Source organism: Burkholderia sp. BCC0506 (assembly GCF_902833145.1).
Classification (GTDB): domain Bacteria; phylum Pseudomonadota; class Gammaproteobacteria; order Burkholderiales; family Burkholderiaceae; genus Burkholderia.
This window is the reverse complement of sequence record NZ_CADFEN010000008.1, coordinates 160861-186937: the sequence shown is the minus strand read 5'-3', so window position 1 is coordinate 186937 and position 26077 is coordinate 160861. Positions and strand designations below refer to the sequence as shown.

The 26077-nt window shown below is 69.2% G+C and carries 20 protein-coding genes; 7 read left to right on the top strand and 13 right to left on the bottom strand.

The features are described 5' to 3' along the window. Window positions 1-4 precede the first annotated feature (4 nt). A complete protein-coding gene (locus tag HWX62_RS19970) occupies window positions 5-1441 on the bottom strand; it encodes a DUF1254 domain-containing protein (protein WP_175931178.1) in 1437 nt (478 codons plus the stop codon). A gap of 492 nt (window positions 1442-1933) precedes the next feature. Between HWX62_RS19970 and HWX62_RS19965 the strand changes: the two genes are divergently transcribed. Beyond that, window positions 1934-4732 carry a heavy metal translocating P-type ATPase gene (locus HWX62_RS19965; protein WP_175931177.1) on the top strand — a complete coding sequence of 933 codons (2799 nt, stop codon included), beginning with the start codon at window positions 1934-1936 and terminating at the stop codon, window positions 4730-4732. Between the two features lie 150 nt (window positions 4733-4882). On the opposite strand, the gene HWX62_RS19960 is transcribed toward HWX62_RS19965, so the two are convergent. From HWX62_RS19960 to HWX62_RS19945, 4 genes are all read right to left on the bottom strand, one after another. Continuing rightward, window positions 4883-5362 (bottom strand): GNAT family N-acetyltransferase, encoded by a 480-nt coding sequence (locus tag HWX62_RS19960; RefSeq protein WP_175931176.1) that lies wholly within the window; start codon window positions 5360-5362, stop codon window positions 4883-4885. 167 nt (window positions 5363-5529) lie between these two features. Further along, window positions 5530-5685, bottom strand: coding sequence for a hypothetical protein (locus tag HWX62_RS19955; protein WP_167361908.1), 156 nt, complete (start codon window positions 5683-5685; stop codon window positions 5530-5532). A gap of 174 nt (window positions 5686-5859) precedes the next feature. Further along, on the bottom strand, window positions 5860-7233 hold the full coding sequence (locus tag HWX62_RS19950) for a flagellar hook-length control protein FliK (RefSeq protein WP_175931175.1): 1374 nt from the start codon (window positions 7231-7233) through the stop codon (window positions 5860-5862). A gap of 92 nt (window positions 7234-7325) precedes the next feature. Continuing rightward, complete coding sequence (locus tag HWX62_RS19945) at window positions 7326-8024, bottom strand: MgtC/SapB family protein (protein WP_175873154.1); 699 nt, start codon at window positions 8022-8024, stop codon at window positions 7326-7328. 115 nt (window positions 8025-8139) lie between these two features. On the opposite strand from HWX62_RS19945, the gene HWX62_RS19940 reads away from it, so the two are divergent. Next, window positions 8140-9249 (top strand): AGE family epimerase/isomerase, encoded by a 1110-nt coding sequence (locus tag HWX62_RS19940; protein ID WP_175931174.1) that lies wholly within the window; start codon window positions 8140-8142, stop codon window positions 9247-9249. Here the strand turns inward: HWX62_RS19940 and HWX62_RS19935 are convergent. After that, window positions 9222-10841, bottom strand: a complete 1620-nt coding sequence (locus HWX62_RS19935) for a methyl-accepting chemotaxis protein (protein WP_175931173.1) — start codon at window positions 10839-10841, stop codon at window positions 9222-9224. The two genes, HWX62_RS19940 and HWX62_RS19935, sit on opposite strands and share 28 nt — an antisense overlap. 327 nt (window positions 10842-11168) lie before the next feature. Between HWX62_RS19935 and HWX62_RS19930 the strand changes: the two genes are divergently transcribed. Then, the gene (locus HWX62_RS19930; RefSeq protein WP_175931172.1) at window positions 11169-11612 is read left to right on the top strand and encodes a PaaI family thioesterase; all 444 of its coding nucleotides are present in this window, start codon (window positions 11169-11171) and stop codon (window positions 11610-11612) included. A 123-nt stretch (window positions 11613-11735) separates the two neighbouring features. Here the strand turns inward: HWX62_RS19930 and HWX62_RS19925 are convergent, their stop codons facing one another. The 5 genes from HWX62_RS19925 to prpB all read right to left on the bottom strand — a co-directional run bounded on the left by HWX62_RS19925 (window position 11736) and on the right by prpB (window position 19114). Continuing rightward, a complete protein-coding gene (locus HWX62_RS19925) occupies window positions 11736-12788 on the bottom strand; it encodes a CaiB/BaiF CoA-transferase family protein (RefSeq protein WP_175931171.1) in 1053 nt (350 codons plus the stop codon). Between the two features lie 323 nt (window positions 12789-13111). Continuing rightward, window positions 13112-14302, bottom strand: a complete 1191-nt coding sequence (gene prpF, locus HWX62_RS19920; protein WP_175931170.1) for a 2-methylaconitate cis-trans isomerase PrpF — start codon at window positions 14300-14302, stop codon at window positions 13112-13114. A gap of 27 nt (window positions 14303-14329) precedes the next feature. After that, window positions 14330-16924 carry a Fe/S-dependent 2-methylisocitrate dehydratase AcnD gene (gene acnD, locus HWX62_RS19915; RefSeq protein ID WP_175931169.1) on the bottom strand — a complete coding sequence of 865 codons (2595 nt, stop codon included), beginning with the start codon at window positions 16922-16924 and terminating at the stop codon, window positions 14330-14332. 85 nt (window positions 16925-17009) lie between these two features. Next, window positions 17010-18182 carry a 2-methylcitrate synthase gene (prpC, locus tag HWX62_RS19910; protein WP_034205934.1) on the bottom strand — a complete coding sequence of 391 codons (1173 nt, stop codon included), beginning with the start codon at window positions 18180-18182 and terminating at the stop codon, window positions 17010-17012. A gap of 38 nt (window positions 18183-18220) precedes the next feature. After that, complete coding sequence (gene prpB, locus HWX62_RS19905) at window positions 18221-19114, bottom strand: methylisocitrate lyase (protein WP_175931168.1); 894 nt, start codon at window positions 19112-19114, stop codon at window positions 18221-18223. A 170-nt stretch (window positions 19115-19284) separates the two neighbouring features. Between prpB and prpR the strand changes: the two genes are divergently transcribed. After that, window positions 19285-21267 carry a propionate catabolism operon regulatory protein PrpR gene (gene prpR / locus HWX62_RS19900; RefSeq protein WP_175931167.1) on the top strand — a complete coding sequence of 661 codons (1983 nt, stop codon included), beginning with the start codon at window positions 19285-19287 and terminating at the stop codon, window positions 21265-21267. Window positions 21268-21282: 15 nt separating this feature from the next. On the opposite strand, the gene HWX62_RS19895 is transcribed toward prpR, so the two are convergent. Further along, on the bottom strand, window positions 21283-21936 hold the full coding sequence (locus HWX62_RS19895; RefSeq protein ID WP_175931224.1) for an ABATE domain-containing protein: 654 nt from the start codon (window positions 21934-21936) through the stop codon (window positions 21283-21285). Between the two features lie 257 nt (window positions 21937-22193). On the opposite strand from HWX62_RS19895, the gene HWX62_RS19890 reads away from it, so the two are divergent. After that, window positions 22194-22577, top strand: coding sequence for a VOC family protein (locus tag HWX62_RS19890; RefSeq protein WP_175931166.1), 384 nt, complete (start codon window positions 22194-22196; stop codon window positions 22575-22577). A gap of 189 nt (window positions 22578-22766) precedes the next feature. Here HWX62_RS19890 and HWX62_RS19885 read toward each other — a convergent pair whose 3' ends face one another. After that, window positions 22767-23615: an ureidoglycolate lyase gene (locus HWX62_RS19885; protein WP_175931165.1), complete on the bottom strand. Its 849-nt coding sequence runs from the start codon at window positions 23613-23615 to the stop codon at window positions 22767-22769. 662 nt (window positions 23616-24277) lie between these two features. On the opposite strand from HWX62_RS19885, the gene HWX62_RS19880 reads away from it, so the two are divergent. Beyond that, the gene (locus tag HWX62_RS19880) at window positions 24278-25099 is read left to right on the top strand and encodes an IclR family transcriptional regulator (RefSeq protein WP_175931164.1); all 822 of its coding nucleotides are present in this window, start codon (window positions 24278-24280) and stop codon (window positions 25097-25099) included. Between the two features lie 174 nt (window positions 25100-25273). Further along, on the top strand, window positions 25274-25825 hold the full coding sequence (locus HWX62_RS19875; protein WP_175931163.1) for a hypothetical protein: 552 nt from the start codon (window positions 25274-25276) through the stop codon (window positions 25823-25825). The last annotated feature ends 252 nt before the right edge of the window (window positions 25826-26077 follow it).

Below are 26077 nucleotides of genomic sequence, written 5' to 3'. Positions count from 1 at the left end.
CCGTTCATTTCCGGACGACGACGGGCGGCATCCACGACCCGTCGCTCGCCTGCGGCTTCGGCGCGTACAGGCGCAACGCGAGCGCGAAATCGGTTCGCGGCGCCGGCAGCCAGTTGGCCGCATGCGTGCCGCCCGGCGATGCCGACACGACGACGTCGATCGAGCCGTCGCGATTGCGGCGCAGCCGGTCGCGATCGCCGAGCGAGCGGCGCGCCGACCCGACGTCGGGCAGCGCGCCGTTGGTCGTGTACGGCGTGAGCGTCCAGAACGCGCGCACCGGCGGCAGCGCGCCCGGCGCGAAATGCAGCACGTAGCGGTTCGCGCCGTTCAGCGGATGGCCGTCGCTGTCGACGCGGGTGATCGCGAGCGTTTCGTCGTCGCGCGTCGCGGCGCCGAACTGCGTGTAAGCCGCGTATGCGCGCAGTGCGTAGTCCTGGCCGTACTTGCCGGCCGTATCGCCGATCCAGGTCCAGCCGTTCGCGTTCAGCAGGTTCGACGGCGGCGTCGCGAGCCGTGCGCGCGCCTCGGCGACGCCGGCCGTCGCGGCCGTCAGACGGTCGCCCGTCCACAGCACCGGGTAGCCGGCCGTCACGCCGATGTCGGCGAGCGATTCCTGCGCGTGCGCGTCGTCGGCCGGCGGCGGATTGTCCTGCAGCGCCTGCGCGAAGCGCGTGAAGAACGCCTTCGGGTCGAGCGCGGCCACCTGCTCGGCCGGCGTGCCGCCGCCCACCGCTTCGGACGGCGCGCTGCCCGCATGGACCGCGACCGATGCGCCACGCTCGGCACCCGTGTAGACCGACAGCGGCACCACGCGGATCGCGCGCTGCAGCTTCTTCACGTTCGTCAGGTCGCGCCCGCCGCTCGTCTGCAGCCGCACCTCGAGCCATGCATTGGCGGACGGCACGTCGACGCGCAGCGCGCCCTTCGGCAGCGTGCCCTGCCAGTCCTTCGCGGCGAAGGCAATCGTTTGCGACCGGCCGACGCCACGAGCGCCGCGTGCCGCGACGCTCGACGACGACCACAGCACGTTCGTCCACATGTCGAGCGCGCGCGCATCCCAGTAGCGGCCGCGCGTGTCGGGCAGCGTGACGATCACGGGTTCGGCGGCGACGTCGAGCCAGCCGGTCGAGTCGAGCGTGTCGACGCCCGGCAGCGGCGGATTGACCGCGCCGACGGGCGGCAGCGCCTGCGCGTGGCGCAGCGTGTTGAGCGGCGCCTGCCCCGGCTGCGCGCCATCGCCGCCCGTGGCCGCTTCCTTCGCGACGTCCATCAGCACGAGCGGATACGCATAGATATAGGAGTCGGCGACTTCCGCCCGCATCCAGCCGGTTTTCCGCTGGATCGCGTCCGGTTGCGACGCGCAGCCCGCAAGCAGCGCCGCCATGGCCAGCGACGCGCATGCGCGCCGCAGAGAAACTGATTCTCGCTGGTTTTCAATCATCGATTACTGGCCGAATATCATTCTTTTCAGTCAACGCCCTGTTCGTCTCGCGAACGGCGAAAACAAGGCACCCCAGCGTACCCGGATGACCGTTTCGCAACGTTTCGTAACGGTGGGCGCTGATGTCAGGCCGGTATCATAGCGCCTAAGGGCATCCCCCAATATGCCGAATAGCGGGTAGAACGCTAGCCGAACCATCAAAAAATCCGAAATATTCAGCGAGATTGGCCAAAAATCGGGAACTGTGCCGGCGCGCCGGAATGGTGGGGAGTCGAGGCGTGTCGATGAGCCCGGCGCCTGAGCGCACACTTTCCCACCCCGGCACGATCGCCCGGCTGTCCGTCCGGAAGCCGGGCGATCGCTTTTTCCGTGTTGTGACACCCTGTGCGCATCGACCTGCGTCGCATCGTCGCCGACGCTTGACCTTACCATCATGGGAATGTTGATACTGGAACCATTCGCGGCACGAACCGCGCTTTTGGGAAATCCGACATGACTGAACCACTTGCCTCCGCGGCGCTGCAAACGATCGAGCTGGCCGTCGACGGCATGCATTGCGGCGGCTGTACCGGCCGCGTGCAGCGCGCGCTGGCCGCCGTGCCGGGCGTCGTCGATGCGGCGGTCGATCTCGATGCGCATGCGGCAACGGTCACCGCGCAGGAGACGGTCGAGCCCGGCCGGCTCGTCGACGCGATCCGTGAGGCCGGCTATCACGCAGCGGTGCGCGAAGCGGCGGTCGAAGCCGTCGCGGCCCCGCATTCGGCGCACCCGCCAACCGCGGCAGCACCGCCTGCGCCGGCTGCCGCCGCGACGATCGAACTCGACATCGACGGAATGACGTGCGCGTCCTGTGTGTCGCGCGTCGAAAAAGCGCTCGCCAAGGTGCCGGGCGTCACGCGCGCGTCGGTCAATCTCGCGACCGAGCGCGCGACGGTCGACATCACGGCCGACGTATCCGCCGCCCAGCTCGTCGACGCGGTGACACAGGCCGGCTACGGCGCGACGCCGGCTGCCGTCGCCACGCCTGCCGCCCCCGCCTCGGCCACCGACGTCGAACTCGACATCGGCGGCATGACCTGCGCGTCCTGCGCCGGCCGCGTCGAAAGGGCGCTCGCCGCCGTACCGGGCGTCGCGCGCGCGACGGTCAATCTCGCGACCGAGCGCGCGTCGGTGCACGGCGCCGGCGCACTCGACGCCGCCACGCTGATCGCGGCAGTCGCCACAGCCGGCTACCGCGCATCGCTTCCCGCCGCCCCGTCCGCCGGCGCAACGGCCGGCGCGGGCGCGCCACCGACCAGCCGCGCAGAGGACCCCGACGCACGCAAGCGCCGCGACGCCATTCGCGAGCGCAACCTCGTGATCGGGGCCGCCGTGCTGAGCGCACCGCTCGTCGCGCCGATGCTCGCCGCGCCGTTCGGCATCGACCTGATGCTGCCCGGCTGGCTCCAGCTCGTGCTCGCGTCGATCGTGCAGTTCGGCTTCGGCGCGCGCTTCTACCGCGCCGCCTGGCATGCGGTGAAGGCGCGCACCGGCAACATGGACCTGCTCGTCGCGCTCGGCACGTCGGCCGCATACGGGCTGAGCCTGTGGATGATGCTGCGCGATCCCGCGCATCCGGGCCATCTGTATTTCGAGGCGTCGGCCGTCATCGTCACGCTCGTGCGCTTCGGCAAGTGGCTCGAATCGCGCGCGAAGCGCCAGACCACCGAGGCGATCCGCGCACTGAACGCGCTGCGCCCCGACCGTGCGCGCATCGTCGAGCACGGCGTCGAACGCGACGTGCCGCTCGCGCAGGTGCGCGTCGGCACGCGCGTGAGCATCCGGCCCGGCGAGCGCGTGCCCGTCGACGGCCGGATCGTGTCGGGCCGCTCGCACATCGACGAATCGCTGATCACCGGCGAAAGCCTGCCCGTGCCGAAGGACGACGGCGACACCGTCACGGCCGGCTCGATCAACGGCGAAGGCGCGCTCGTCGTCGAAACCACCGCGATCGGCGCGGAGACGACGCTCGCGCGCATCATCCGCCTCGTCGAATCCGCACAGGCCGAGAAGGCGCCGATCCAGCGGCTCGTCGATCGCGTCAGCGAGGTGTTCGTGCCGGCGATCCTCGGCATCGCCGTGCTGACGCTCATCGGCTGGCTGATCGCCGGCGCCGGGATGGAAACCGCGATCCTCAACGCGGTCGCGGTGCTCGTGATCGCGTGCCCGTGCGCGCTCGGCCTCGCGACGCCCGCCGCGATCATGGCCGGCACGGGCGTCGCGGCCCGGCACGGCGTGCTGATCAAGGACGCGCAGGCGCTCGAGCTCGCGCAGCGCACGACCGTGATCGCATTCGACAAGACCGGCACGCTGACCGAAGGCAAACCGTCCGTGACCGCGTTCGACGCCGTCGACGTGCCGCGCGGCGAAGCACTCGCGCTCGCGGCGGCCGTGCAGCGGCAGAGCGACCATCCGCTCGCCCGCGCGGTGGTCGCCGCGCATGAGTCCGACGTGGCAACACATCGGGGCACGGCCGAGCCGGTGGCCGCGATCGATGCACGCGCGGTGGCCGGGCGCGGCGTGCAAGCGCAGGTCGGCGGGCAGCGACTCGCGCTCGGCAGCACGCGCTGGCGCGACGAGCTCGGCATCGCGGTGCCGCCGGCGCTCGACGCCCGCGCGGCGGAGCTCGAGCGCGCCGGCAACACGATCTCGTGGCTGATGCGTGCCGATGCGCCGCGGGCGGTGCTCGCGCTGATCGCATTCGGCGATACCGTGAAGCCGGGCGCCCGCGACGCGATCGCGGCGCTGTCGGCGCGTGGCGTCGCCAGCGCCCTGGTGACGGGCGACAACCGCGGCAGCGCGGCAGCCGTCGCGGCGACGCTCGGCATCGGCGAAGTACACGCGCAGGTGCTGCCCGACGACAAGGCGCGCGTCGTCGCCGAGCTGAAGCGCACGCACGGCGGAGTCGTCGCGATGGTCGGCGACGGGATCAACGATGCACCGGCGCTCGCCGCGGCGGATGTCGGCATCGCGATGGCGACCGGCACCGACGTCGCGATGCACACGGCCGGCATCACGCTGATGCGCGGCGACCCGGCGCTCGTCGCCGACGCGATCGACATCTCCAAGCGCACGTACCGCAAGATCCAGCAGAACCTGTTCTGGGCGTTCGTGTACAACCTGGTCGGCGTGCCGCTCGCGGCGCTCGGCTTGCTGAACCCGGTGATCGCGGGCGCGGCGATGGCGTTTTCCAGCGTGAGCGTCGTGACCAACGCGTTGCTGCTGCGCAGATGGAAAGGCCGCGCGCGTTGACGCGGCAGGCGGCGAATGCCGGATGGCCGGACGGGCCGTTCGGCGTTCGAACGTCCGGCCGACAGGAAGGATCGGGAAGCGTGCCTGCGTGGGCCGCCGAAGCGGTGCGCCGAACCGCCGGCATGTGACGACGCCTCGCCGGCCGGCGACTCAGTTCGACACGACCGGTTTGATCAACGTCGTGGTGATCGGCGCGAAGCCGCACGCACGGTACAGCGCACGCGCCGCCGCATTGTGATTGAACACCGACAGCCCGATTTCGGTGATGCCGTACCGGCGCGCCTCGGCGTCGAGTGCGTCGAGCGTGCGCGTGGCCCAGCCCTGGCGACGCCGGGACGGGACGATGTCGAGGTCGTAGATGAACAGCGTGCGGTTCGGCCCTTCGGGGACGATCGCGTACCAGAGGTCGCCCACCGTGTCGCCGCTGGCGCCGTCGATGAGCGTGACGAGAGTCTGACCGGCGGTCAGCAGGCCGTCCGGCAGCAGCGTGTCGAAACAGGCACGCGCACGATCGGCCGCGTTTTCGGCAGCATTCTGCCCGGAGGAAACGAGATCGCGCGCGTAGCCGTCGATGGCTCGCGTGCGGTACGCGTGGAATTCGCCGGCCGTCATCGGCCGCATCTGCAGCATGGCCCGGTCGCCGTGAACGGAATCGGACTCCCAGTGTAGCGGGACAGTCGCACCGGCGCGCGATGCGGCGGTGGAAAACGGGCGGGCAGGTGCGGCGGACGCCGCGCCGAATCAGCGAATCAGCGAATCAGCGAATCAGCGAATCAGCGAATCAGCGAATCAGCGAATCAGCGACGGTACAGGACGATCGGCACGAGGTGCGCACGGCGTACGCGCTCGGCTTCGGCGCGACGCGCGGCGTACGAGTATTCGGCGTCGAGCGGCAGGTGCGGGGACACGAACAGGTCGTCGATTTTTTGCAGCAGGGCGAAGATGAAGCTCATGTGAGACTCCTGACAGATGTGGCTAGGGTTTTCCCTTAGATGACCTCCATTCTAAGGGTTTTCCCTGAACTCTGCCAGCGACTGCATCGGTTTGCCGCACGCGCGCGGCAGCCGATCGCCGGTGCGGAACCGCGATCCTTGCCGCGTCGGCCTTCCAGGATAGGGTCGAAACGATTAACGCGTGCGACGAACCCGCTTCGCGACGGCCGCCTCGCGGTTTGCGTTGCGCTGCAGCCGGTCGACTTGCGACAGGAGCGCTTCGTGGTGCTCCTCGAGCGTCATCAGCGTGGCTTGCTGCGTCGACAGATCGGCGGCGAGGCGATCGATCCGTTGCTGCTTGGCGGCCACGTCCTGCTTCAGGTGCGCGATTTGCCGCGTTTGCAGCACCAGCGCGACGAGCCCCGCCAGCACGACGACGGCCAGTGCGAGCAGCAAGCGGTTGACGCGACGCATCTCGCGATCGGCCGAGCGCGTCAGGCCGTCCACGTCGGACTGCAGCGCGGCGATCCGGTCGGTCAGCGGGCGCAGGTGCGTGTCCGGATCGAAGGCCGGCGCGGCCGGTTGCGGACGCTCCGACGACGGCTTGGTCACGAACGATGCGGCGGATGCCACCGGCTGTGCAGCCCGCGACGGCGCGGCGTCGGGTTGCCGGACCGTGTCGCGCGGCTTCGCGGCATGCGCGGTGCTTGCCGGTTCGGGCGACTGCGTCGACTGTGTCGGCCGTGCCGGCATCTGCGGCTCGACCGGCGCGGCGGCGACCGATGACGGGCTCGATTCAACCGCATCCGGCTTCGAGTCGACGCCCGGCGCGACCGGCACGGCTTGCGTTGCCGTCGCCTCGTTTGCACCGGCAGCCGCCCTGCGCCTGCCGCCCGACGACGAGCGGCGTTCCTTCGCGGCATCACCGGAAAATTTCCCTTCGCGGGATTTCACGGCCGCCCCCTCGACCGCAGGCTTCACCCCTTCGGCGTCCGCCGCTTGCGATTCGGCCGCCCGCGCCGCGGCGCCATCCGACGCTCGCGGCTTCGTCGCCGCCTTCGCGGCACCGTCGGTCACGGGCACATCGATCTGCGTGACGACGCCGTCGCCCGCGGGCAAATCGGCTGCCTTCGTTGCAAGACCCTCCGCAGATGCGCAGTCGACGTTCGCGGCCATGTCGCCTTCAGGCGTCGAAACGGCCTCGTTCTCCACATCCGTCGTCGCCGTACCTTCAGCTTCCGCATGCCTTGCCGCAGCCGCATCCGCCGGCGGGCTAAACCCGTCCAGCGTAGCCTGGCGCCCGTCGTCGGCACCGGCCGCCGCATCGGCTTCCACGATCGTGTCGTCGTGCGCCGCGACCGGCAGGCGCTCGCCGGGCTCCAGCACCGGATCGCCGAACAGGTCGAGCGTCCGTTCGTCCCGCGGCGCATCGCCGGCCGGCGCGCTGCCGGATCGTGCCGTCGCCCTGGCGGACGTGCTGCCTGCGGCAGCGGCCGAGCGCGGGCGCGAACGGGCCGACGAACGGGTGGATCGGGAGCGGGAACGAGGCGTGGAAACGGATTCGGTCATGGAAATCGGATAGCGGGGCCCGCGGGCACGGACCCGGATGTCGAACGGAATCGGTGGCCAGCCATTGTCGCACGCCCCGCAACCGACTCACGCTATTCGTCGCCACCCAGCCCGTTCCCGCCGTCGAAGCGCGTGACGCCCGGCAGCGCGCGCAGCTTGTCGCAGATCGCCTTGTATTCGAGCTCCGACACCCGCGCGAGCGCGATGCGCACCTCGTCCTGCTCGCCCGTATCGTCGGCGCGCTGCACGATGAACTGCTTCACGCGCGCACTGTCGGGGCCGAGCGCCGCGTGCAGCGAATCGAACGTCAGCGTGCCGCTCGCGACCGTCAACGCGAGCTGGCGCCGCTGGCGCACCGTGAAATAGCGCCGCTCCAGCGGCTTGATGCCGGCGAGGATGATCAGGATGATGATCGTCGCCGAAATCGACGCGACATAGAGCCCGCCGCCCACCGCGAGGCCGATCGCGGCGACCGACCACAGGCTCGCGGCCGTCGTCAGCCCGCGCACGATCTCGCCGCGCAGCAGGATCGAGCCCGCGCCGAGGAAGCCGATGCCCGACACGACCTGCGCGGCGATCCGCGACGGATCGAGCACGACGTGGTCGCTGGTGCCGAGCACGTCGGCGAAACCGAACGCCGACACGATCATGATCAGCGTCGAGCCGACGCACACCAGCATGTGCGTGCGCAGGCCGGCGGCCCACGACAGGCGCTCGCGCTCGAAGCCGATGACGCTGCCGAGCGCCGCCGCGAGAACGAGCCGCATCACGAGTTCCAGGTTGCTGAGCATCCGATTTATCTCCTTTTTTTGGTGCCGGCCGCGCGGAATGTTTTATCCTTGGCCCCGGCCGCGCCGATTCTCCGGGCCGCGCCGACACGTTTCGATCCAAGCGCTCAACCCCGTCATGCCCGTTTCCGACTCCGCTTCCGCCCAGGCCGCCCAGCTGCGCCACCATTTCGCGCACGTCGTCTTGCCGATCTGGCGGGGTTCAGGGTTCGACCCAGCATTGCAACTGCCGTTCGAGGCCGTCGATCCGGCCACCCACGCGCCGCTGCCCGCGACCCGTTATCGCGCAATGGCGTGCGCGAGGCAACTGTTCGTGTTCGCGCAGGCCGGCGACACCGCGCACGCGGCCCTGCTGTTCGATGCACTGTGCCGGCATTTTCGCGACGCACGCCACGGCGGCTGGATCTACAGCGTCGACACGCAGGGCGCGCCGCTCGATACGACCAAGGATCTCTATACGCACGCGTTCATCGTGTTCGCGTGCGCTGCGTGGCATGCGGCGTCGGGCGACGCCGCCGCGCGCACGACGGCGGAAGAAACCGCCGCGCTGATCCAGGCGCGCTTCGCGCCGCGCCACGGCGACGCATTGCTCGATGCCGCGCGCCACGCCGATTTCTCGTCGTCCGGCAGCGGTGCGCTGCAGAATCCGCTGATGCATCTGACCGAAGCGTGGCTCGCGGCTGCCGATGCGTTCGGCGATACGGCGTTCGACGATGCGCTCGCGCGCACCGCGCAGGCCGTCGAGCACACGTTCGTCGACGCGGCGACCGGCTGCGTGGCCGAGCTGCCGCTCGGGGCGGCCGACAACCGTTTCGAGCCCGGCCATCAGTTCGAGTGGTTCTATCTGGTCGATGCGGCCGGTGCGCGGCTTGCGCAGACCGGGCTCCCCGCCGCGCTGTCGCGGGCGTTCGCGTTCGCCGAGCAATACGGCGTCGATCCGCGGACGGGCGGCGTGTGCGCAGCGCTCGACGCGCAAGGCGCGTGCATCGACGGCACGCAGCGGATCTGGGCGCAGACCGAATACCTGCGCGCGCTCGCGACGCACGGCGGCACGCCGGCCTCCGCGCCGCTCGCGCGCCAGATCGAGCGGTTCGCCGCGCGCTTCCTGCAACCGCGCGGCTGGTTCGAGTGCAAGACGGCGGATGGCCAGGTGTCGCGCGCCGACATGCCGTCGACGACGCCCTACCACCTCGCGACCGCCTACGCGGCGCTGCCGGCCGGTTCGTAACCCGCCGCGGCGAACGACGGCGCAGCGCGCCCGCCCTGTGCGGCGCGCCCGTCGCCCAGTTCGAACACCGATACCGCCTGCATCAGGTGCGCGGTCTGGTCGTTCAGCGACGCGGCGGCCGCCGCGACTTCCTCGACCAGCGCCGCGTTCTGCTGCGTGAGCTGATCCATCTGCGTGACGGCCTGGTTCACCTGCTCGATCCCGACGCTCTGCTCGACCGATGCCGCGGTGATCTCGGACATCGTCTGCACGACCCGCGTGATCGATGCCGACACCGTGCGCATCGCATCGCCGGCGCGCTCGACGAGCTCCGCGCCGCCGTTGATCTGCGCGACCGAATCCTCGATCAGCGCCTTGATCTCCTTCGCCGATTGCGCGCTGCGCTGCGCGAGCGAGCGCACTTCGCCCGCCACCACCGCGAAGCCGCGCCCCTGTTCGCCGGCCCGCGCGGCCTCGACCGCCGCGTTCAGCGCGAGGATGTTGGTCTGGAACGCGATGCCGTCGATCACCGAGATGATCTCCGCGATGCGCCCCGAGCTCTGCGCGATGCCGCGCATCCGGTCGATCACGCTGTCGACCACGCCGCCGCCGTGGCTCGTCGCTTCGAGCGCCGCGTCGGCCAGCGCGCTCGCCGCGCGGGCGCTGTCGGTGTTCTGCCGGACGGTCGCGGTCAATTCCTCCATGCTCGCGGCGGTTTCCTCGAGCGAGGCGGCCTGCGTGCCGGTACGCGCCGACAGATCGGCGTTGCCGCCCGCGATCTCGCCCGCGCCGAGGTGGATCGCGTCGGATGCCTGGCGCACCGTGCGCACGGTGCCCGCGATGCTCGTCTGCATCGCGGCGAGGCCGCGCAGCATCCGGTCGATCTCGAATACGCCGCCCGCCTGCACGGCTTCGTCGAGCCGGCCTTGCGCGATCCGCTCGAAATGGCGGCCGGCCTGCTCCAGCGGCGCGACGACCGCGCGCCGCGCGGCCGCGTAGATCGCCGCGCTCGCCGTGAGCATCGCCACCAGCAGCACGATGCCGACCGACTTGAACCACAGCATGCCGCCGTCGATCGTGTCGAGCGCCGCGCGGCTCGACGTGCCGCCATAGTCGGTGAAGCGATGCAGCTCGGCGATGTACGCGTCCTGGAAGCCCTGGGTCGGCTGGTCGAGGAACGCCTGGATGTTGTCGGCGTCGAGGAACTGCACGAGTTCGCCCAGCGCGCCGCGCAGCGCGCGATAGCGCTCGGCGAGCGCCGCGACGCGCGCGCGGTTGGTGTCCTCGACCGCCTGCGCGGCCGTCAGCACGGCGAACGCCTTGTCCGCTTCCGCGAGCGACGCGCCCGCATGGCGAATGATGTCTTCGGGCTTCGGCCCGCCGCGCACCATCCGCGTGCCGGCACGCGACAGGTTGATGCGCGCGTCGAGCAGTTGCTCGGTCGCCCGGCTGGCCGCATCGACCTGCGCGATCGCGACGTTCGACAGATCGTCGACGCCGCTGCGCGTCGACGTGAGCGCCCAGAAGCCGAGCGCCTCGATCGCAAACAGGAAGAGACAGAACACGGTCAACACGCCGAGCAGACCCGACGCGAGCTTGATTTTTCCGAACATGGGGGATTCCTGGAGAGCGGACGATGAGGCAATGCCCCGGCATTAGCGGCATTTCTTCGTCGGACTTTAGGCGGAATCGCCGGCCACGCAGGTCAATCGCGCGCTTCGCTCGCGCATTCGCGTCGAATCGCCCGCGAACGCGGAGATCTTGCGCATTCGACGCAATAATCGGGTCGCCTCGCACCGGGATTTGCACGAAACACGGACGAATTTCCTTGCTTATCCGCCCCCCCCTTCCTAGAGTTCAGCGCAAGCGGGCACTCATTTCGAAGGAAGTTCGTTGACGTCCTCCCTCGTCCTGAAGGACGGGGTTTCTCGGAGCGACTGATGACCGACATCACGGACCACGCGCGCGGCGCATTGCGTGCGCAGCCGTTCAGCATGCTGCTGGGCACGGAGCTGATGCATATCGGCGACAACGAAGTGTCGCTGTGTCTGCCGGTGCGCGACGAACTGCGGCAGCAGCACGGTTTCGTGCACGGCGGCGTCATCAGCTATCTCGCGGACAACGCGCTGACGTTCGCCGGCGCGCTCGTGCTCGGCCCGCGCGTGATCACCGCCGAATACAAGATCAACTACCTGCGCCCGGCCGTGAACGGCACGCTCGTCGCCCGCGCGAAGCTCGTCTACGCGGGCCGGCACCAGGCGACCTGCCAATGTCATGTGTTCGTCATCGACGGCGACCACGAGCGGCTCGTCGCGATCGCGCAAGGCACGATCAACCGCGTCGGCGACGGCAAGATGCCGGATGCGCGGGAGGAAACGGCGTGAGCGTCCGAGGCCGGGCGTTGATGCCTCGACGCGTGCCGCGCTGGCGTTTCATTGCAAATTGACACGCTGATGCACTCGGCACTCGACCGTCGACGAACGGAAGCACCCTCCTGAAAGACAGCCCTAACCGGCGTCATCCCCTGCCAACGGCAAAAACCGCGGCGCCACCCGCGCCCTCACGTTCCCGTGCTCGTCCGTCCGATAGATCCCGCGCGCCGCGTTGTGCGGATGCACGGCCGCATCGGCCACGCTCAGCACCGGCGCGAAACACGCGTCGGTGCCTTCGAGCAGCGCGCGCCAGTGCGCGGACGGCTGCTGCGCGAACACCGCCGCGAAGCGCGCCTTCAGCGCCGGCCAGCGCGCCGGGTCGTACTGCGACGCGGGATCGACGTCGGTCAGCCCGAGCCGTTCGACCAGCAGCGCATAGAACGGCGGTTCGAGCGCGCCGATCGTCACGCATTCGCCGTCCGCGCAGCGGTACACGTCGTAGAACGGCGCGTCGTGGAACAGGCTCGGCTGCGCGCCGTCGAGCTGCCCGTTCGCGCGGGCCCACAGCGCGAGCGAGCCGAGCATCGACACGATGTCGACGATCGCGCCGTCGACCACGCGCCCCGGCCCGCCGCCGCGCACGTCGAGCAATGCGCAGACGATGCCGAACGCGAGCCCCAGCGCGCCGCCCGCATCGCCGACGACGGTCGGCGGCACGCCCGGTCGGCCGTCGCGCGGCGCGGCCAGCGACAGCAGGCCGGTCAGCGCGACGTAGTTCAGGTCGTGTCCGGCCGCGGCCGCGAGCGGGCCGTGCTGGCCCCAACCCGTCATGCGCCCGTATACGAGCTTCGGGTTACGGCGCGCGCAAGCGTCGGGCCCGAGGCCGAGCCGCTCCATCACGCCGGGCCGCAAGCCCTCGATCAGCGCGTCGGCCTGTGCGATCAGGCCGAGCGCGGCGTCGCGGCCGGCCGGTGCCTTCAGGTCGAGTTCGACGATCGTCTTGCCTTCGCGCAGCAGATCGCCGTCGCGGGCCCGCAGCGCGTCCGGCGCACTGGTGCGGCCGGACGGGCGCGCGACCAGCGTGATGCGCGCGCCCATGCCGGCGAGCATCCAGCCGGCGAGCGGGCCGGGGCCGAGACCTTCGAATTCGACGATGTGGATGCCGGAAAGCGGCGCCGCAAGTGACATGCGGTTCTCCTGTCGACCAGCGTTAGCGCTTTAGCGCTTACGCTGGTCCCATGCTTCGCGGTCGACCAGCGTCAGCGCTTTAGCGCTTGCGCTGGTCCCATGCTTCGCGGTCGGTCAGCGTTGGCGCTTTGGCGCTTGCGCGGATCCCATACAGCGCGGTCGGCCGCCGTCCGCGCTTCGTGACGAACTCCGGCCGGCATCTTGCAAACCGAATTGCCGCCGTCACGCATACGCCAAACAAAAAATCCCCGCGCAGCACGTCGGCTACGCAGGGATCGCTCAAGGACCGACGGCGCCGGGCTGCACGCGCCAACCGCCGGGCATCAGAACGCATCCCCCGGCACCCGCACCCAGCCTTCCATCAGCACGCGCGCGCTGCGGCTCATGATCGCCTTCGTGACGGTCCACTCGCCGTGCTCGCGCCGCGCTTCGGCGCCGACGCGCAGCGTGCCCGACGGATGCCCGAAACGCACCGCATTGCGTTCGCCGCCGCCCGCCGCGAGATTGACGAGCGTGCCGGGGATCGCCGCGGCCGTGCCGATCGCGACCGCCGCCGTGCCCATCATCGCGTGATGCAGCTTGCCCATCGACATCGCGCGCACCAGCAGGTCGACGTCGCCCGCTTTCACGCGCTTGCCGCTCGACGCGACGTAATCGGCCGGCTTCGCGACGAACGCGATCTTCGGCGTGTGCTGGCGCGTCGCGATTTCGTCGAGCGTGTCGATCAGGCCCATGCGCAGCGCGCCGTGCGCGCGGATCGTCTCGAACTTCTCGAGCGCCTTCGCATCGCCGTTGATCGCGTCCTGCAGCTCGGTGCCCGTATAGCCGATCGCTTCCGCGTCGACGAAGATCGTCGGGATGCCCGCGTTGATCATCGTCGCCTTCAGCGTGCCGATGCCCGGCACGGCCAGATCGTCGACGAGGTTGCCGGTCGGGAACATCGCGCCGCCCGCGCCTTCTTCCTCGGCGGCCGGGTCCATGAATTCGAGCTGCACTTCGGCAGCCGGGAACGTGACGCCGTCCAGCTCGAAGTCGCCCGTCTCCTGCACCGCGCCGTTCACGATCGGCACATGGGCGACGATCGTCTTGCCGATGTTCGCCTGCCAGATCCGCACGGTCGCGATGCCGTCGCGCGGCACGCGCGACGCATCGACGAGGCCGCCGCCGATCGCGAACGGGCCGACCGCCGCCGACAGGTTCCCGCAGTTGCCGGTCCAGTCGACGAATGCACGGTCGATCGCGACCTGGCCGAACAGGTAATCGACGTCGTGCCCCGGCCGCGTGCTCTTCGACACGATCACCGTCTTGCTCGTGGACGACGTCGCGCCGCCCATCCCGTCGATCTGCTTGCCGTACGGATCGGGGCTGCCGATCACACGCAAGAGCAGCGCGTCGCGCGCGGCGCCCGGCGCCTGCGCGGCGTCGGGCAGGTCCTGCAGCCGGAAGAACACGCCCTTGCTGGTGCCGCCGCGCATGTAGGTCGCGGGAATCCTGATTTGAGGAATGTGAGCCATGTTGTGTGTTGTCCCTGTATGACCGGGTCAGGCCGCCTGCGACGATTCGAGGAAATCCTGCGCGAACCGCTGCAGCACGCCGCCCGCTTCGTAGATCGACACTTCCTCGGCCGTATCGAGCCGGCACGTCATCGGCACCTCGACACGCTCGCCGTTCCTGCGGTGGATCACGAGCGTCAGCTCGGCGCGCGGCGTGCGCGCGCCGACCACATCGAAGGTCTCGGTGCCGTCGATGCCGAGCGTCGTCCGGTTCGTGCCCGGCTTGAACTCGAGCGGCAGCACGCCCATCCCGATCAGGTTCGTGCGATGGATCCGCTCGAAGCCTTCGGCGGCGATCGCCTCGACGCCCGCGAGCCGCACGCCCTTCGCGGCCCAGTCGCGCGACGAACCCTGGCCGTAGTCGGCGCCGGCGATCACGATCAGCGGCTGCTTGCGATTCATGTACGTCTCGATCGCTTCCCACATCCGCACGACCTTGCCTTCGGGCTCGACGCGCGCGAGCGAGCCCTTCTTCACCGCGCCGTCGACGACCGCCATCTCGTTGACGAGCGTGGGGTTCGCGAAGGTCGCGCGCTGCGCGGTCAGGTGGTCGCCGCGGTGCGTCGCGTACGAGTTGAAGTCTTCTTCCGGCAGGCCCATCTTCGCGAGGTACTCGCCGGCCGCGCTGTCCGGCAGGATCGCGTTCGACGGCGACAGGTGGTCGGTCGTGATGTTGTCGCCGAGCACCGCGAGCGGACGCATGCCCTGCAACGTGCGCTCGCCGGCCAGCGCGCCTTCCCAGTACGGCGGACGGCGGATATACGTGCTCTGCGGGCGCCAGTCGTACAGCGGCGCCGCGCGCTCGCCCGCATCGGCCGTGCGCGCGAACATCGGCTCGTAGACCTTGCGGAACTGCTCGGGCTTCACGCTCGACGCGACGATCGCATCGATTTCCTCGTCGGTCGGCCAGATGTCCTTCAGCGTGACGGGCTGGCCGTCCTGGTCGTGGCCGAGCACGTCCTTCTCGATGTCGAAGCGGATCGTGCCGGCGATCGCATACGCGACCACGAGCGGCGGCGACGCGAGGAACGCCTGCTTCGCATACGGGTGAATGCGCCCGTCGAAGTTGCGGTTGCCGGACAGCACGGCCGTCGCGTACAGGTCGCGATCGACGATCTCCTGCTGGATCTTCGGGTCGAGCGCGCCCGACATCCCGTTGCAGGTCGTGCACGCGAACGCGACGATGCCGAAGCCGAGCTTCTCGAGTTCCGGCAGCAGGTTCGCTTCCTGCAGATACAGCTCGACCGCCTTCGAGCCGGGCGCGAGCGAGCTCTTCACCCACGGCTTGCGCGTGAGGCCCTTCGCATTCGCGTTGCGCGCGAGCAAGGCAGCCGCGATCACGTTGCGCGGGTTGCTGGTGTTCGTGCAGCTCGTGATCGCGGCGATGATCACCGCGCCGTCGGGCATCTCGCCCGGCTTCTCGTCCCACCGACCGGCGATCCCGCGCGCGGCGAGATCGGACGTCGGCAGCCGCTTGTGCGGGTTCGACGGGCCGGCCATGTTGCGCACCACGCTCGACAGGTCGAACGTCAGCGTGCGCTCGTACTGCGCGCGCTTCAGCGTGTCGGCCCACAGGCCCGCCGTCTTCGCATAGGTCTCGACCAGCTTCACCTGCTCGTCGCTGCGGCCGGTCAGGCGCAGGTAGTCGATCGTCTGGCCGTCGATGAAGAACATCGCGGCCGTCGCGCCGTATTCGGGCGCCATGTTCGAGATCGTCGCGCGATCGCCGAGCGTGAGGCTCGCCGCACCTTCGCCGCGAAATTCGAGGTACGCGCCGACCACCTTTTCCTTGCGCAGGAACTCGGTCAGCGCGAGCACCACGTCGGTCGCGGTGATGCCGGGCTGGCGCTTGCCGGTCAGCTCGACGCCGACGATGTCGGGCAGGCGCATCCACGACGCGCGGCCGAGCATCACGTTCTCGGCTTCCAGCCCGCCGACGCCGATCGCGATCACGCCGAGCGCATCGACGTGCGGCGTGTGGCTGTCGGTGCCGACGCAGGTGTCCGGGTACGCGACGCCGTCCTGCGCCTGGATCACCGGCGACATCTTCTCGAGGTTGATCTGGTGCATGATGCCGTTGCCCGGCGGGATGACGTCGACGTTCTCGAACGCCTTCTTCGTCCACTCGATGAAGTGGAAGCGATCCTCGTTGCGGCGATCCTCGATCGCGCGGTTCTTCGCGAACGCGTCCGGATCGAAGCCGCCGCATTCGACGGCGAGCGAGTGGTCGACGATCAATTGCACCGGCACGACCGGGTTCACCTTCGCCGGGTCGCCGCCGCCGTCCGCGATCGCGTCGCGCAGGCCGGCGAGATCGACGAGCGCCGTCTGCCCGAGGATGTCGTGGCACACCACGCGCGCCGGGAACCACGGGAAATCGCGTTCGCGCTTGCGCTCGACGATCTGCTTCAGCGAATCGGCGAGGATCGCCGGATCGCAGCGGCGCACGAGGTTTTCGGCGAGCACGCGCGACGTATACGGCAGCGTGTCGTAGGCGCCGGGCGCGATCGCATCGACCGCGGCACGCGCGTCGAAATAGTCCAGCGACGTGCCGGGCAGGGGTTTGCGGTAGGCGGTATTCATGATGTGGGGCGGAATTCGGGGTGAGACATGCCGCACGCGCCGGCGGCGGCCCGCGTCGCGGGCGCCGGCGCGCGCGGCGCAGCGATCAGCGCTTCTCGATCGGCACGAACTGCAGGTCTTCCGGGCCCGTGTAGTTCGCGCTCGGGCGGATGATCTTGTTGTCGATGCGCTGCTCGATGATGTGCGCGCTCCAGCCCGACGTGCGCGAGATCACGAACAGCGGCGTGAACATCGCGGTCGGCACGCCCATCATGTGATACGACACCGCACTGAACCAGTCGAGGTTCGGGAACATCTTCTTCGCGTCCCACATCACCGATTCGAGACGCTCGGCGATGTCGTACAGCTTCAGGTCGCCGGCTTCCTTCGACAGCTTGTGCGCGACGCCCTTGATCACCTTGTTGCGCGGATCGGAGATCGTGTAGACCGGATGGCCGAAGCCGATCACGACTTCCTTGTTCTCGACGCGGCGGCGGATGTCGGCTTCGGCGTCGTCCGGCGAGCTGTAGCGGCTCTGGATTTCATACGCGACTTCGTTCGCGCCGCCGTGCTTCGGCCCGCGCAGCGCGCCGATCGCGCCGGTGATCGCCGAATAGATGTCCGAGCCCGTGCCCGCGATCACGCGGCCGGTGAACGTCGACGCGTTGAATTCGTGTTCCGCGTACAGGATCAGCGACGTGTGCATCGCCTCGACCCACGACTTCGACGGCGTCTTGCCGTGCAGCAGGTGCAGGAAGTGGCCTCCGATCGAGTCGTCGTCGGTTTCCGTCTCGATGCGCTTGCCGTTGTGCGAGAAGTGATACCAGTACAGCAGCATCGAGCCGAGCGACGCCATCAGGCGGTCGGCGATGTCACGCGCGCCCGGCAGATTGTGGTCGTCCTTCTCCGGCAGCACGGTGCCGAGCACCGACACGCCGGTGCGCATCACGTCCATCGGATGCGCGGACGCCGGGATCTGCTCGAGCGCCGCCTTCAGCGCGCTCGGCAGGCCGCGCAGCGCGCGCAGCTTGGCCTTGTACGCAGCCAGTTCGGTCAGGTTCGGCAGCGTGCCGTGCACCAGCAGGTGCGCGATTTCCTCGAATTCGCACGATTCGGCGACGTCGAGAATGTCGTAGCCGCGGTAGTGCAGGTCGTTGCCGGTCTTGCCGACCGTGCACAAGGCGGTGTTGCCGGCCGTCACGCCCGACAGCGCCACCGACTTCTTCGGCTTGAATGCGCCTGCGGCGGCCGGTGCTGCTGCGTCTTTCGTCTCGCTCATGTTTTCCTTCTCCAATGGGTATCGGGGGCCGGGCCGCGTTACTTCTTGCCCTGCGCGAACAGTTCGTCGAGCTTGCGCTCGTATTCGTGATAGCCGAGGAACTCGTACAGCTCGGCGCGCGTCTGCATCGTCGGCACGGCCGCCTTCTGCGTGCCGTCGCGGCGCAGCGTTTCGTAGAAGTTCAGCGCGGCCTTGTTCATCGCGCGATACGCGCCGCAGCAGTACAGCGCGATGTCGACGTTCGCCTCGCGCAGCTCGTCGAGCGTGAACAGCGGCGTCGAGCCGAACTCGGTCAGGTTCGCGAGGATCGGCACCTTCACGGCCGCCTTGAAACGGCGGTAGTCGTCGAGCGTCTTCATCGCTTCCGGGAAGATCATGTCCGCGCCGGCTTCGACGTACGCGACCGCGCGCTCGATCGCCGAGTCGATCCCTTCGGCGGCGGCCGCATCGGTGCGCGCCATGATCACGAACTGGTCGTCGGTACGCGCATCGACCGCGGCCTTCACGCGATCGACCATTTCTTCGGTCGGCACGACTTCCTTGCCCGGACGGTGGCCGCAGCGCTTCTGGCCGACCTGGTCCTCGAGGTGCACGGCCGCGACGCCGGCGTTGATGAACGAGCGGATCGTGCGCGCGATGTTGAATGCGCCGCCCCAGCCCGTGTCGATGTCGACCAGCAGCGGCAGGTCGGTCGCGTTGGTGATGCGGGTCGCGTCGATCAGCACGTCTTCCATCGTGCTGATGCCGAGGTCGGGGATGCCGAGCGAGTTCGCGGCGACGCCGCCGCCCGACAGGTACACGGCCTTGAAGCCGACGGCCTGCGCCATCTTGGCCGCGTACGCGGTGATCGCGCCGACCACCTGCAGCGGCTGCTCGGCCGCGACTGCCGCGCGGAATTTCGCGCCGGCGCTCTGAAGATGCGTGTTGCTCATGAACGGCCTCCTGATGGAATGCCCGATAACAGCAAGGACCGGGCCAGCTTGCGACACGTCGCTAACCCACTGATTATTAAGCGACCGGCCCGGCCGGAGCATCGCCGTTCGATTTCAATTCGGCAATTTCATGTTTCAAAAATGAAATCGCGCGCGCATAATCGGCCGTCATGGACCTCTCTTCGACCAAGCCCGTCGGCCCGGCCGACCGCACGGTGCGCCCGCGCATCTGGGCGATGGGCATCAGCCGGCTGCGCGACCTGTTTCGCGAGATCGCCGGCGAATTCGACGAACGCGCCGACGTGCGCATCGTCACGCGCGCCTATGAAGATGCGCTCGGCGCGATCGCCGAGGCCGGCACCGCGCGGCCCGACGTGATCGTCGCGGCCGGCTCGAACGGCGGCTTCCTGAAAACGCGGGCGCCGGTACCGGTGGTGGTCGTGTCGCCGACCGGCTTCGACGTGATGCAGGCGCTCGCCCGCGCGCGGCGCGACGCCGCGCGGATCGCGCTCGTGAGCGCCGGCGAGACGCCGCCCGAAGTGCGCCGCTTCGTCGCCGCGTATGGCCTCGACGTGCAGTTTGCGTCATATCAGTCCGCGCAGGAAGCGGAAGCCTGCGTGCACGACCTGCGCGATCGCGGTATCGAAACGATCGTCGGCCCGGGCCTCGTCACCGACCTCGCGGCCAGCGCCGGCATGGGTGCGGTGTTCCTGTATTCGCATGCGTCGGTGCGCAAGGCCGTCGAGACGGCGCTCGAAGTCGCGTATGCGACGCACGCCGAGGCGTTCCGCCGCCAGCGGCTCGACACGCTGCTGCAGCATCTGCGCGACGGCGTGGTCGCGCTCGACGCGCACGGCCGCATCGAGGCGATCAACGAGCGGCTCGCGTCGGCGCTCGGGGTCGAGCCCGCGGCGGCCGTCGGCCGCGCGCTCGTCGACCTGCGGCCCGAACTGCGCACGCTGCGCGGCGAGGACGGCGACGCGCTCGCCACCGTGCGCGGCGTGCGCTACGTCGTGCATCGCGGGCCGCTCGTCGATCGCGGCGTCACATCGGGCAGCGTGCTGACGTTCCAGGAGTCGCGCGCGGTCGAACGGCTCGATCGCGCGTTGCGTTCGCAGCCGACCACGCAGCAGTTCGCCGCCCGCTATGCGCTCGACGACGTGGTCGGCGCGTCGGCGCCGATGACGCGCGTGCGCGAGCTCGTGCGCCGCTACGCGAAATCCGACGCGACCGTGCTCGTGCTCGGCGAAAGCGGCACCGGCAAGGAAATGATCGCGCAGAGCCTGCATGCGCTGTCCGCGCGGCGCGGCTACCCGTTCGTCGCCGTCAACTGCGGCGCGTTTCCGGAGGCGCTGCTCGAGAGCGAGCTGTTCGGCTATGAAGAAGGCGCGTTTACCGGCGCGCGGCGCGGCGGCAAGACCGGCCTGTTCGAGGCCGCGCACCGCGGCACGCTGTTTCTCGACGAAATCGGCGAGATGCCGCCGTCGCTGCAGAGCCGGCTGCTGCGCGTGCTGCAGGAACGCGAGGTGATTCGTCTCGGCTCGACCGAGCCGATCCGCATCGACGTGCGCGTGATCGCCGCGACGCACCGGCCGCTGCTCGCGGCCGTCGAGGCCGGCACGTTCCGCGCGGATCTCTATTACCGGCTCAACATCCTGAACATCGGGCTGCCGCCGCTGCGCGAGCGCGCGGCCGACATTCCCGCGCTCGCGGCGACGCTGCTCGTGCAGGCCGCGCGGCGCGAGCCGCGGCTCGCCGAACGCGTGCGCGACACCGCCGATGCGCTGCGCGTGCTCGACGCAACGCAAGCGACGCTCGCGCGCTACCGCTGGCCCGGCAACGTGCGCGAACTGCAGAACGTGGTCGAGCGGATCGCGGTGGAACTGGCCGAGGAAGTCGACGAGCGCGATCCGGCCGCCGCGTGCGCGGCGCTCGATCCCGGCGCGCTGCACGTGATCGCGCCCGAGCTGTTCGCGGCGCCGCCCGACGCGGCCGACGCCGACGACGCGCAAACCCTGCAGGCACGCCGCCGTCGCGCCGAAGCCGACGAGATCCGCGCGGTGCTCGACGCGTGCGGCGGCGACCGCGATCGCGCATGCGCGATGCTGGGCATCAGCAAGACGACGCTGTGGCGGAAGTTGTCGGCGAAATAGGCTCGGGCCGCCCCGTCATTCGGCCTTGTGATAGTGGCGATACGCTTTCGCGCGATTGCCGCACGACGACATCGAGCACCAGCGGCGGCTGCCGTTCTTGCTGTCGTCGATGAACAGCCACTGGCATGCGTCATTCGCGCAGCGCTTGACCTTCGCGAGCCGCGCGCCACCGAGCAGGTCGATCGCCGACCACAGCACCGGGCTCAACAGCCGCGCGAGCGTCGCACCCGACGCATCGATGCGCCACGCATAGCGGCCGTCGACGCGCGCCAGCGCAATGCGCGGCGACGCTTCCGCCAGGAAGCCGCCGAGCAGCGCGAGATCGGCATCCTGCGGCTCGCGCTGCTCCGCCTGCGCATGAAACAGCCGATACAGCGCCTCGCGCAACGCGAGCGCCCGAGCGAGCGTCGCCGGCTCGTCGCCCTTCTCTTGCTCCTTGTCGGGCACGCGACATGCGTCGGTCAGGCTGGCCGGCACGCCGGCCTGTTCGCGGCACCACGCCAGCAGGTCGTCCAGGGTGCCGAAGGTTTCCGTCGGCGGATCGCTGCCGCGCCAGTACAGCGTGTTCGCGAAATCGACGCTCAGCGTATCGGGCGGCGCCGGAATCAGGCAGTCCGTCGTGACGGAAGGTTGCATTTTGCTCATGACGCGATCGTATCTAACCACCATGCCGGTTGACAAGCGCCGGAGCGATTTCTAACATAACCAGCATGGTGGTTAAAAACAGGTTGATTGCACTGACGCCCCCTTCAATTCAAGGAGACACAGATGTTCGATCGTTTTTCGTTCGGCGTTATCCACACCGCCACCGGCCGCGGGTACGGCGACATCGCGCTCGGCGCGCTGCGCTACAAACGGCTGGCATGGTGCCTGTAACAGGTTTGCCGCACTGACTGACGTCCCCCTTCAGTTCAAAGGAGCCACAGATGATCGATCACCTTTCGTTCGGCGTTGCCCACATCGACCGCAGCCGCACCTTCTACGACAGCGCGCTCGGCGCACTCGGCTACAAGCGCCTGTATAGCGACGACAGTGCCATCGGGTACGGCACGACCGAGCCCGAGCTGTGGTTGCAGCATGCGGCTCGCCCCGTCGTCGCCGATCCGGAGTCGGGGATGCACCTGTCGTTCAAGGCCGCGTCGCCGGTCGAGGTCGACGCGTTCTACCGCGCCGCGCTCGAGCACGGCGGCAAGGACAACGGCGGGCCCGGCAAGCGCGAGCACTACGGCCCGGGCTACTACGCGGCGTTCGTCGTCGACCCCGACGGATATCGGCTCGAAGCGCACTGCGAACTCGACAACGTCGTGTGATTCGCCTCGTACGGATGCCGACAAGCGGCACGGGCCCGATTCCGCATCGCGCGGAATCGGGCCCGTGGTTTTGGCTACATCGTCGTTCGGTGCACGCCGGTCACCGGCGGCGGTCATGCCGGCGTGTCGGGCAGCCTGGCCGGCGCGCGCGTGGCGACATCCTCCAGCGGGCCCGCGCCGCGCACCCGCTTATTGCGCGTTGCGCGTGCGCTGCAACTGCTCGCCGAGCCCGTCGATCCCGAGGCGCACCGTCTGGCCGGCCTTCAGGAAGACCGGCGACGGCTTGATCCCCATGCCGACGCCCGGCGGCGTACCGGTCGTGATCACGTCGCCCGGCTGCAGCGTCATGCAGGTCGACAGATACGCGATCAGTTGCGCGACGGTGAACACCATCGTGCGCGTGTTGCCGTTCTGATAACGGTGGCCGTCGACTTCGAGCCACAGGTCGAGACGCTGCGGATCGGGGACTTCGTCGCGCGTAACGAGCCACGGGCCGATCGGGCCGAACGTGTCGAAACCCTTGCCCTTGTCCCACTGGCCGCCGCGCTCGATCTGCCATTCGCGCTCGGACACGTCGTTGACGACGCAGTAGCCCGCGACGTAATCGAGCGCGCGCGCTTCGTCGACGTCCTTGCACTTCGCGCCGATCACGACGCCCAGCTCGACTTCCCAGTCGGTCTTCACCGAGCCCTTCGGGATGTCGATGCCGTCGTTCGGGCCGCAGATGGAGCTCGTCCACTTGCCGAACACGACCGGCTCCTTCGGCACCGGCATGCCGGCTTCGGCTGCGTGGTCGGCATAGTTCAGGCCGATGCCGATGAACTTGCCGACTTGACCGACGCACGCGCCGATGCGCGGCTCGCCGGACACGAGCGGCAGCGTGGCCGGATCGATGGCGCGCAGCCGCGCGAGACCCGCGTCGGACAGCACATCGCCGGCAAGATCCGGCACATGCGCGGACAAGTCGCGAATCCGGCCGGCCGCGTCGAGGATGCCGGGCTTTTCCTGGCCGGACGGGCCATAGCGAAGCAGTTTCATCGTGCTTAACCTCTGTTGTCGAATGGGACAGAATACCGGCCGCCGCGGCCTTTCGCAGCCGCGCGCCGGCCTGATCGTCGATCGTCGATTGCACGCGTCGGCGCCGCACGCGGCATGCCGTCGACGCGCGCGGGTCGCGCGGGCGCAGCGATCGCGGCGCCGTACGACGGTACGGCGCGCATCGAACGGGCGGCCGCCGGTCTGCGCATCGGCAACGACGGCCCGGCATCCGCGCGCGTACCGGCCCCTGCCGACCGGCTCCACGCGCGGCCGCACCGTCGCTGGCCCGCCAGCCTTTGTACCATCGGCCGCGCGCCATGAAATGACGCGCGGCGGATACCGACTATTGGTGCGCCTGCCGACGCTGCGGCGCAGCATGCGCTGCATCGGCGTCGGGCGATCGGCCGGCGTTCGCGGCAGCGCCTGCCATCGGTGCATGAATACTGGCTATTCGGGGTGCCTCTGTCATCGAAAACGTTTGCCAATCCGTTCTTGACCGGTAATGATCGGTAAAAAGACGCTGCATTGCACACTGTATGTTTATTGCTAAGCTCATGCGGTTGGCTTTCATTGCCATACGCGGGGCCGCCCTCTACGCGTGCAGAACCGGCCAGCGTGCGTCGCCGACCGATCGACGGTAATCCCCCAACCTCACATCGACAATGCAGACAAACAACGACCCGCTTCCCGGCTGCGACGCACGGGAATCGATGGCCGCTACCGACCGCTATCGCGCACCCGCGCTCGACAAGGGCCTCGACATTCTCGAACTCCTGTCCGAGCAGAAGGAAGGACTCACCCGCACCGAAATCACGAAGGAGCTCGGCCGTAACGCGAGCGAAATCTACCGGATGCTCGAACGCCTCGTCGCGCGCCGCTACGTGATGCGTTCGACCGGCGGCGACCGCTACACGCTCAGCCTCAAGCTGTTCGCGCTGGCACACCGGCATCCGCCGATGAATCGGCTGATCGCCGAAGCGCTGCCGCCGATGCAGCGCTTCGCGGATGCCGCCGAACAGTCGTGCCACCTGTCCGTCTACGATCGCGGCAACCTGCTCGTGATCGCGCAGGTGGACGGGCCCGGCCCGTGGGGCGTGTCGGTCCGGCTCGGCTCGCGCGTCGGGCTCGCCGATACGGCATCGGGGCGCATGATGCTGGCGTTCCAGGGCCCCGAGCAACGCGCGCACATGCTGGCCGAGCACCGCAAGGTCAAGGGCGAGGCGCCGCTGAACGAGCAGGAGCTCGCGAATGCGTGCCAGTCGATCCGGCAGTCCGGCTACCTGCGCCAGGACAGCCGCCAGGCGTACGGCGTGACCGACCTGACCGTGCCGATCCTCGGGCCGGCCGGCCACGCGATCGCGGTGCTGACGTGCCCGTACATGCGCCGGATCGATGCACACATGGCACCGTCCGTCGACGTGGTCGTCGGCGCACTGCGCGACACGGCCACCCATCTGTCGATGTGCCGCACCGAGACCTGCTGACGTGCCGCTTCCGGGCACGGCGGACCGGGCACGGCACGGCGCGCCGGCTCCGGTTGCGCGCGACGCCCGTGCGGTACCCGATGCGCGACGTCGCATCGGGTACCCGCGGCGCTACGCTAGAATAGCGGCCCTCTCAAAAACTACGGCGGCCGGTTGTCGCGGCCGTCGTGTCCGATGGATGTCATGGCCAAACTTCTGAACGATCAAGAATTCCAGCGTTTCTCCGAACTTCAGCAGAAGCAGGCAAGCTTCACGATCACGCCCGAGGAAGCGGACGAGCTGCGCGATATCGTCGCGCGCGCGCAGAAGAAGCGCGACGACCGGGCCGCCGCGATGCAGGCGATCGAGAACTACATCGAGCAGTTCGACATCACGCCTGACGAACTCTTCTCGCCGGAGCAGATCGGCGACGCGGCCCGCACCTACGGGCTCATCACGGCGACCAAGAAGGAACGCACGCTGCCGCCGTCGATCACGTTCAACGGCAAGCCGTACCAGTGGACCAAGACGCTTCCGGACGACGTGCGCGGCGCACTGTTCGACGCGTTCACGTCCGGCGAATCGGTCAAGCGCTTCATCGCGATGCCGAAAGACACCGCGCGCTGTGCGCTGACGATCGCGCGCCTCGAGCGCGAAACCGGTGCGGTCTATGCCGATCCGCACCTCGAGGAACTCGCGATTTCGCGCGAGCAGGTAAACGACGCGGCGTCGAAACTCGCTGCGTAAGTGTCGTCACGGGCACGGTTCGTGCGTGTCCGTACCGGTGCGTCACGCCGGCGTTGGCCGGCGCGGCGCCGATGGGAGCCGTGCGTTCACATGCTCCCGAAAAAGCTCACCCGAGCATCCCGCAAGCCCTCACCGTGACCTCCCGTAAAGTCTCACCCAAGGCTCCCGGAGACGCTCACTGACGCCTCCCGAACCTCCTCACCGATCGCTCCCGCAAGTGCTCACCGAGGCGTCCCGGAAAGGCTCACCAGC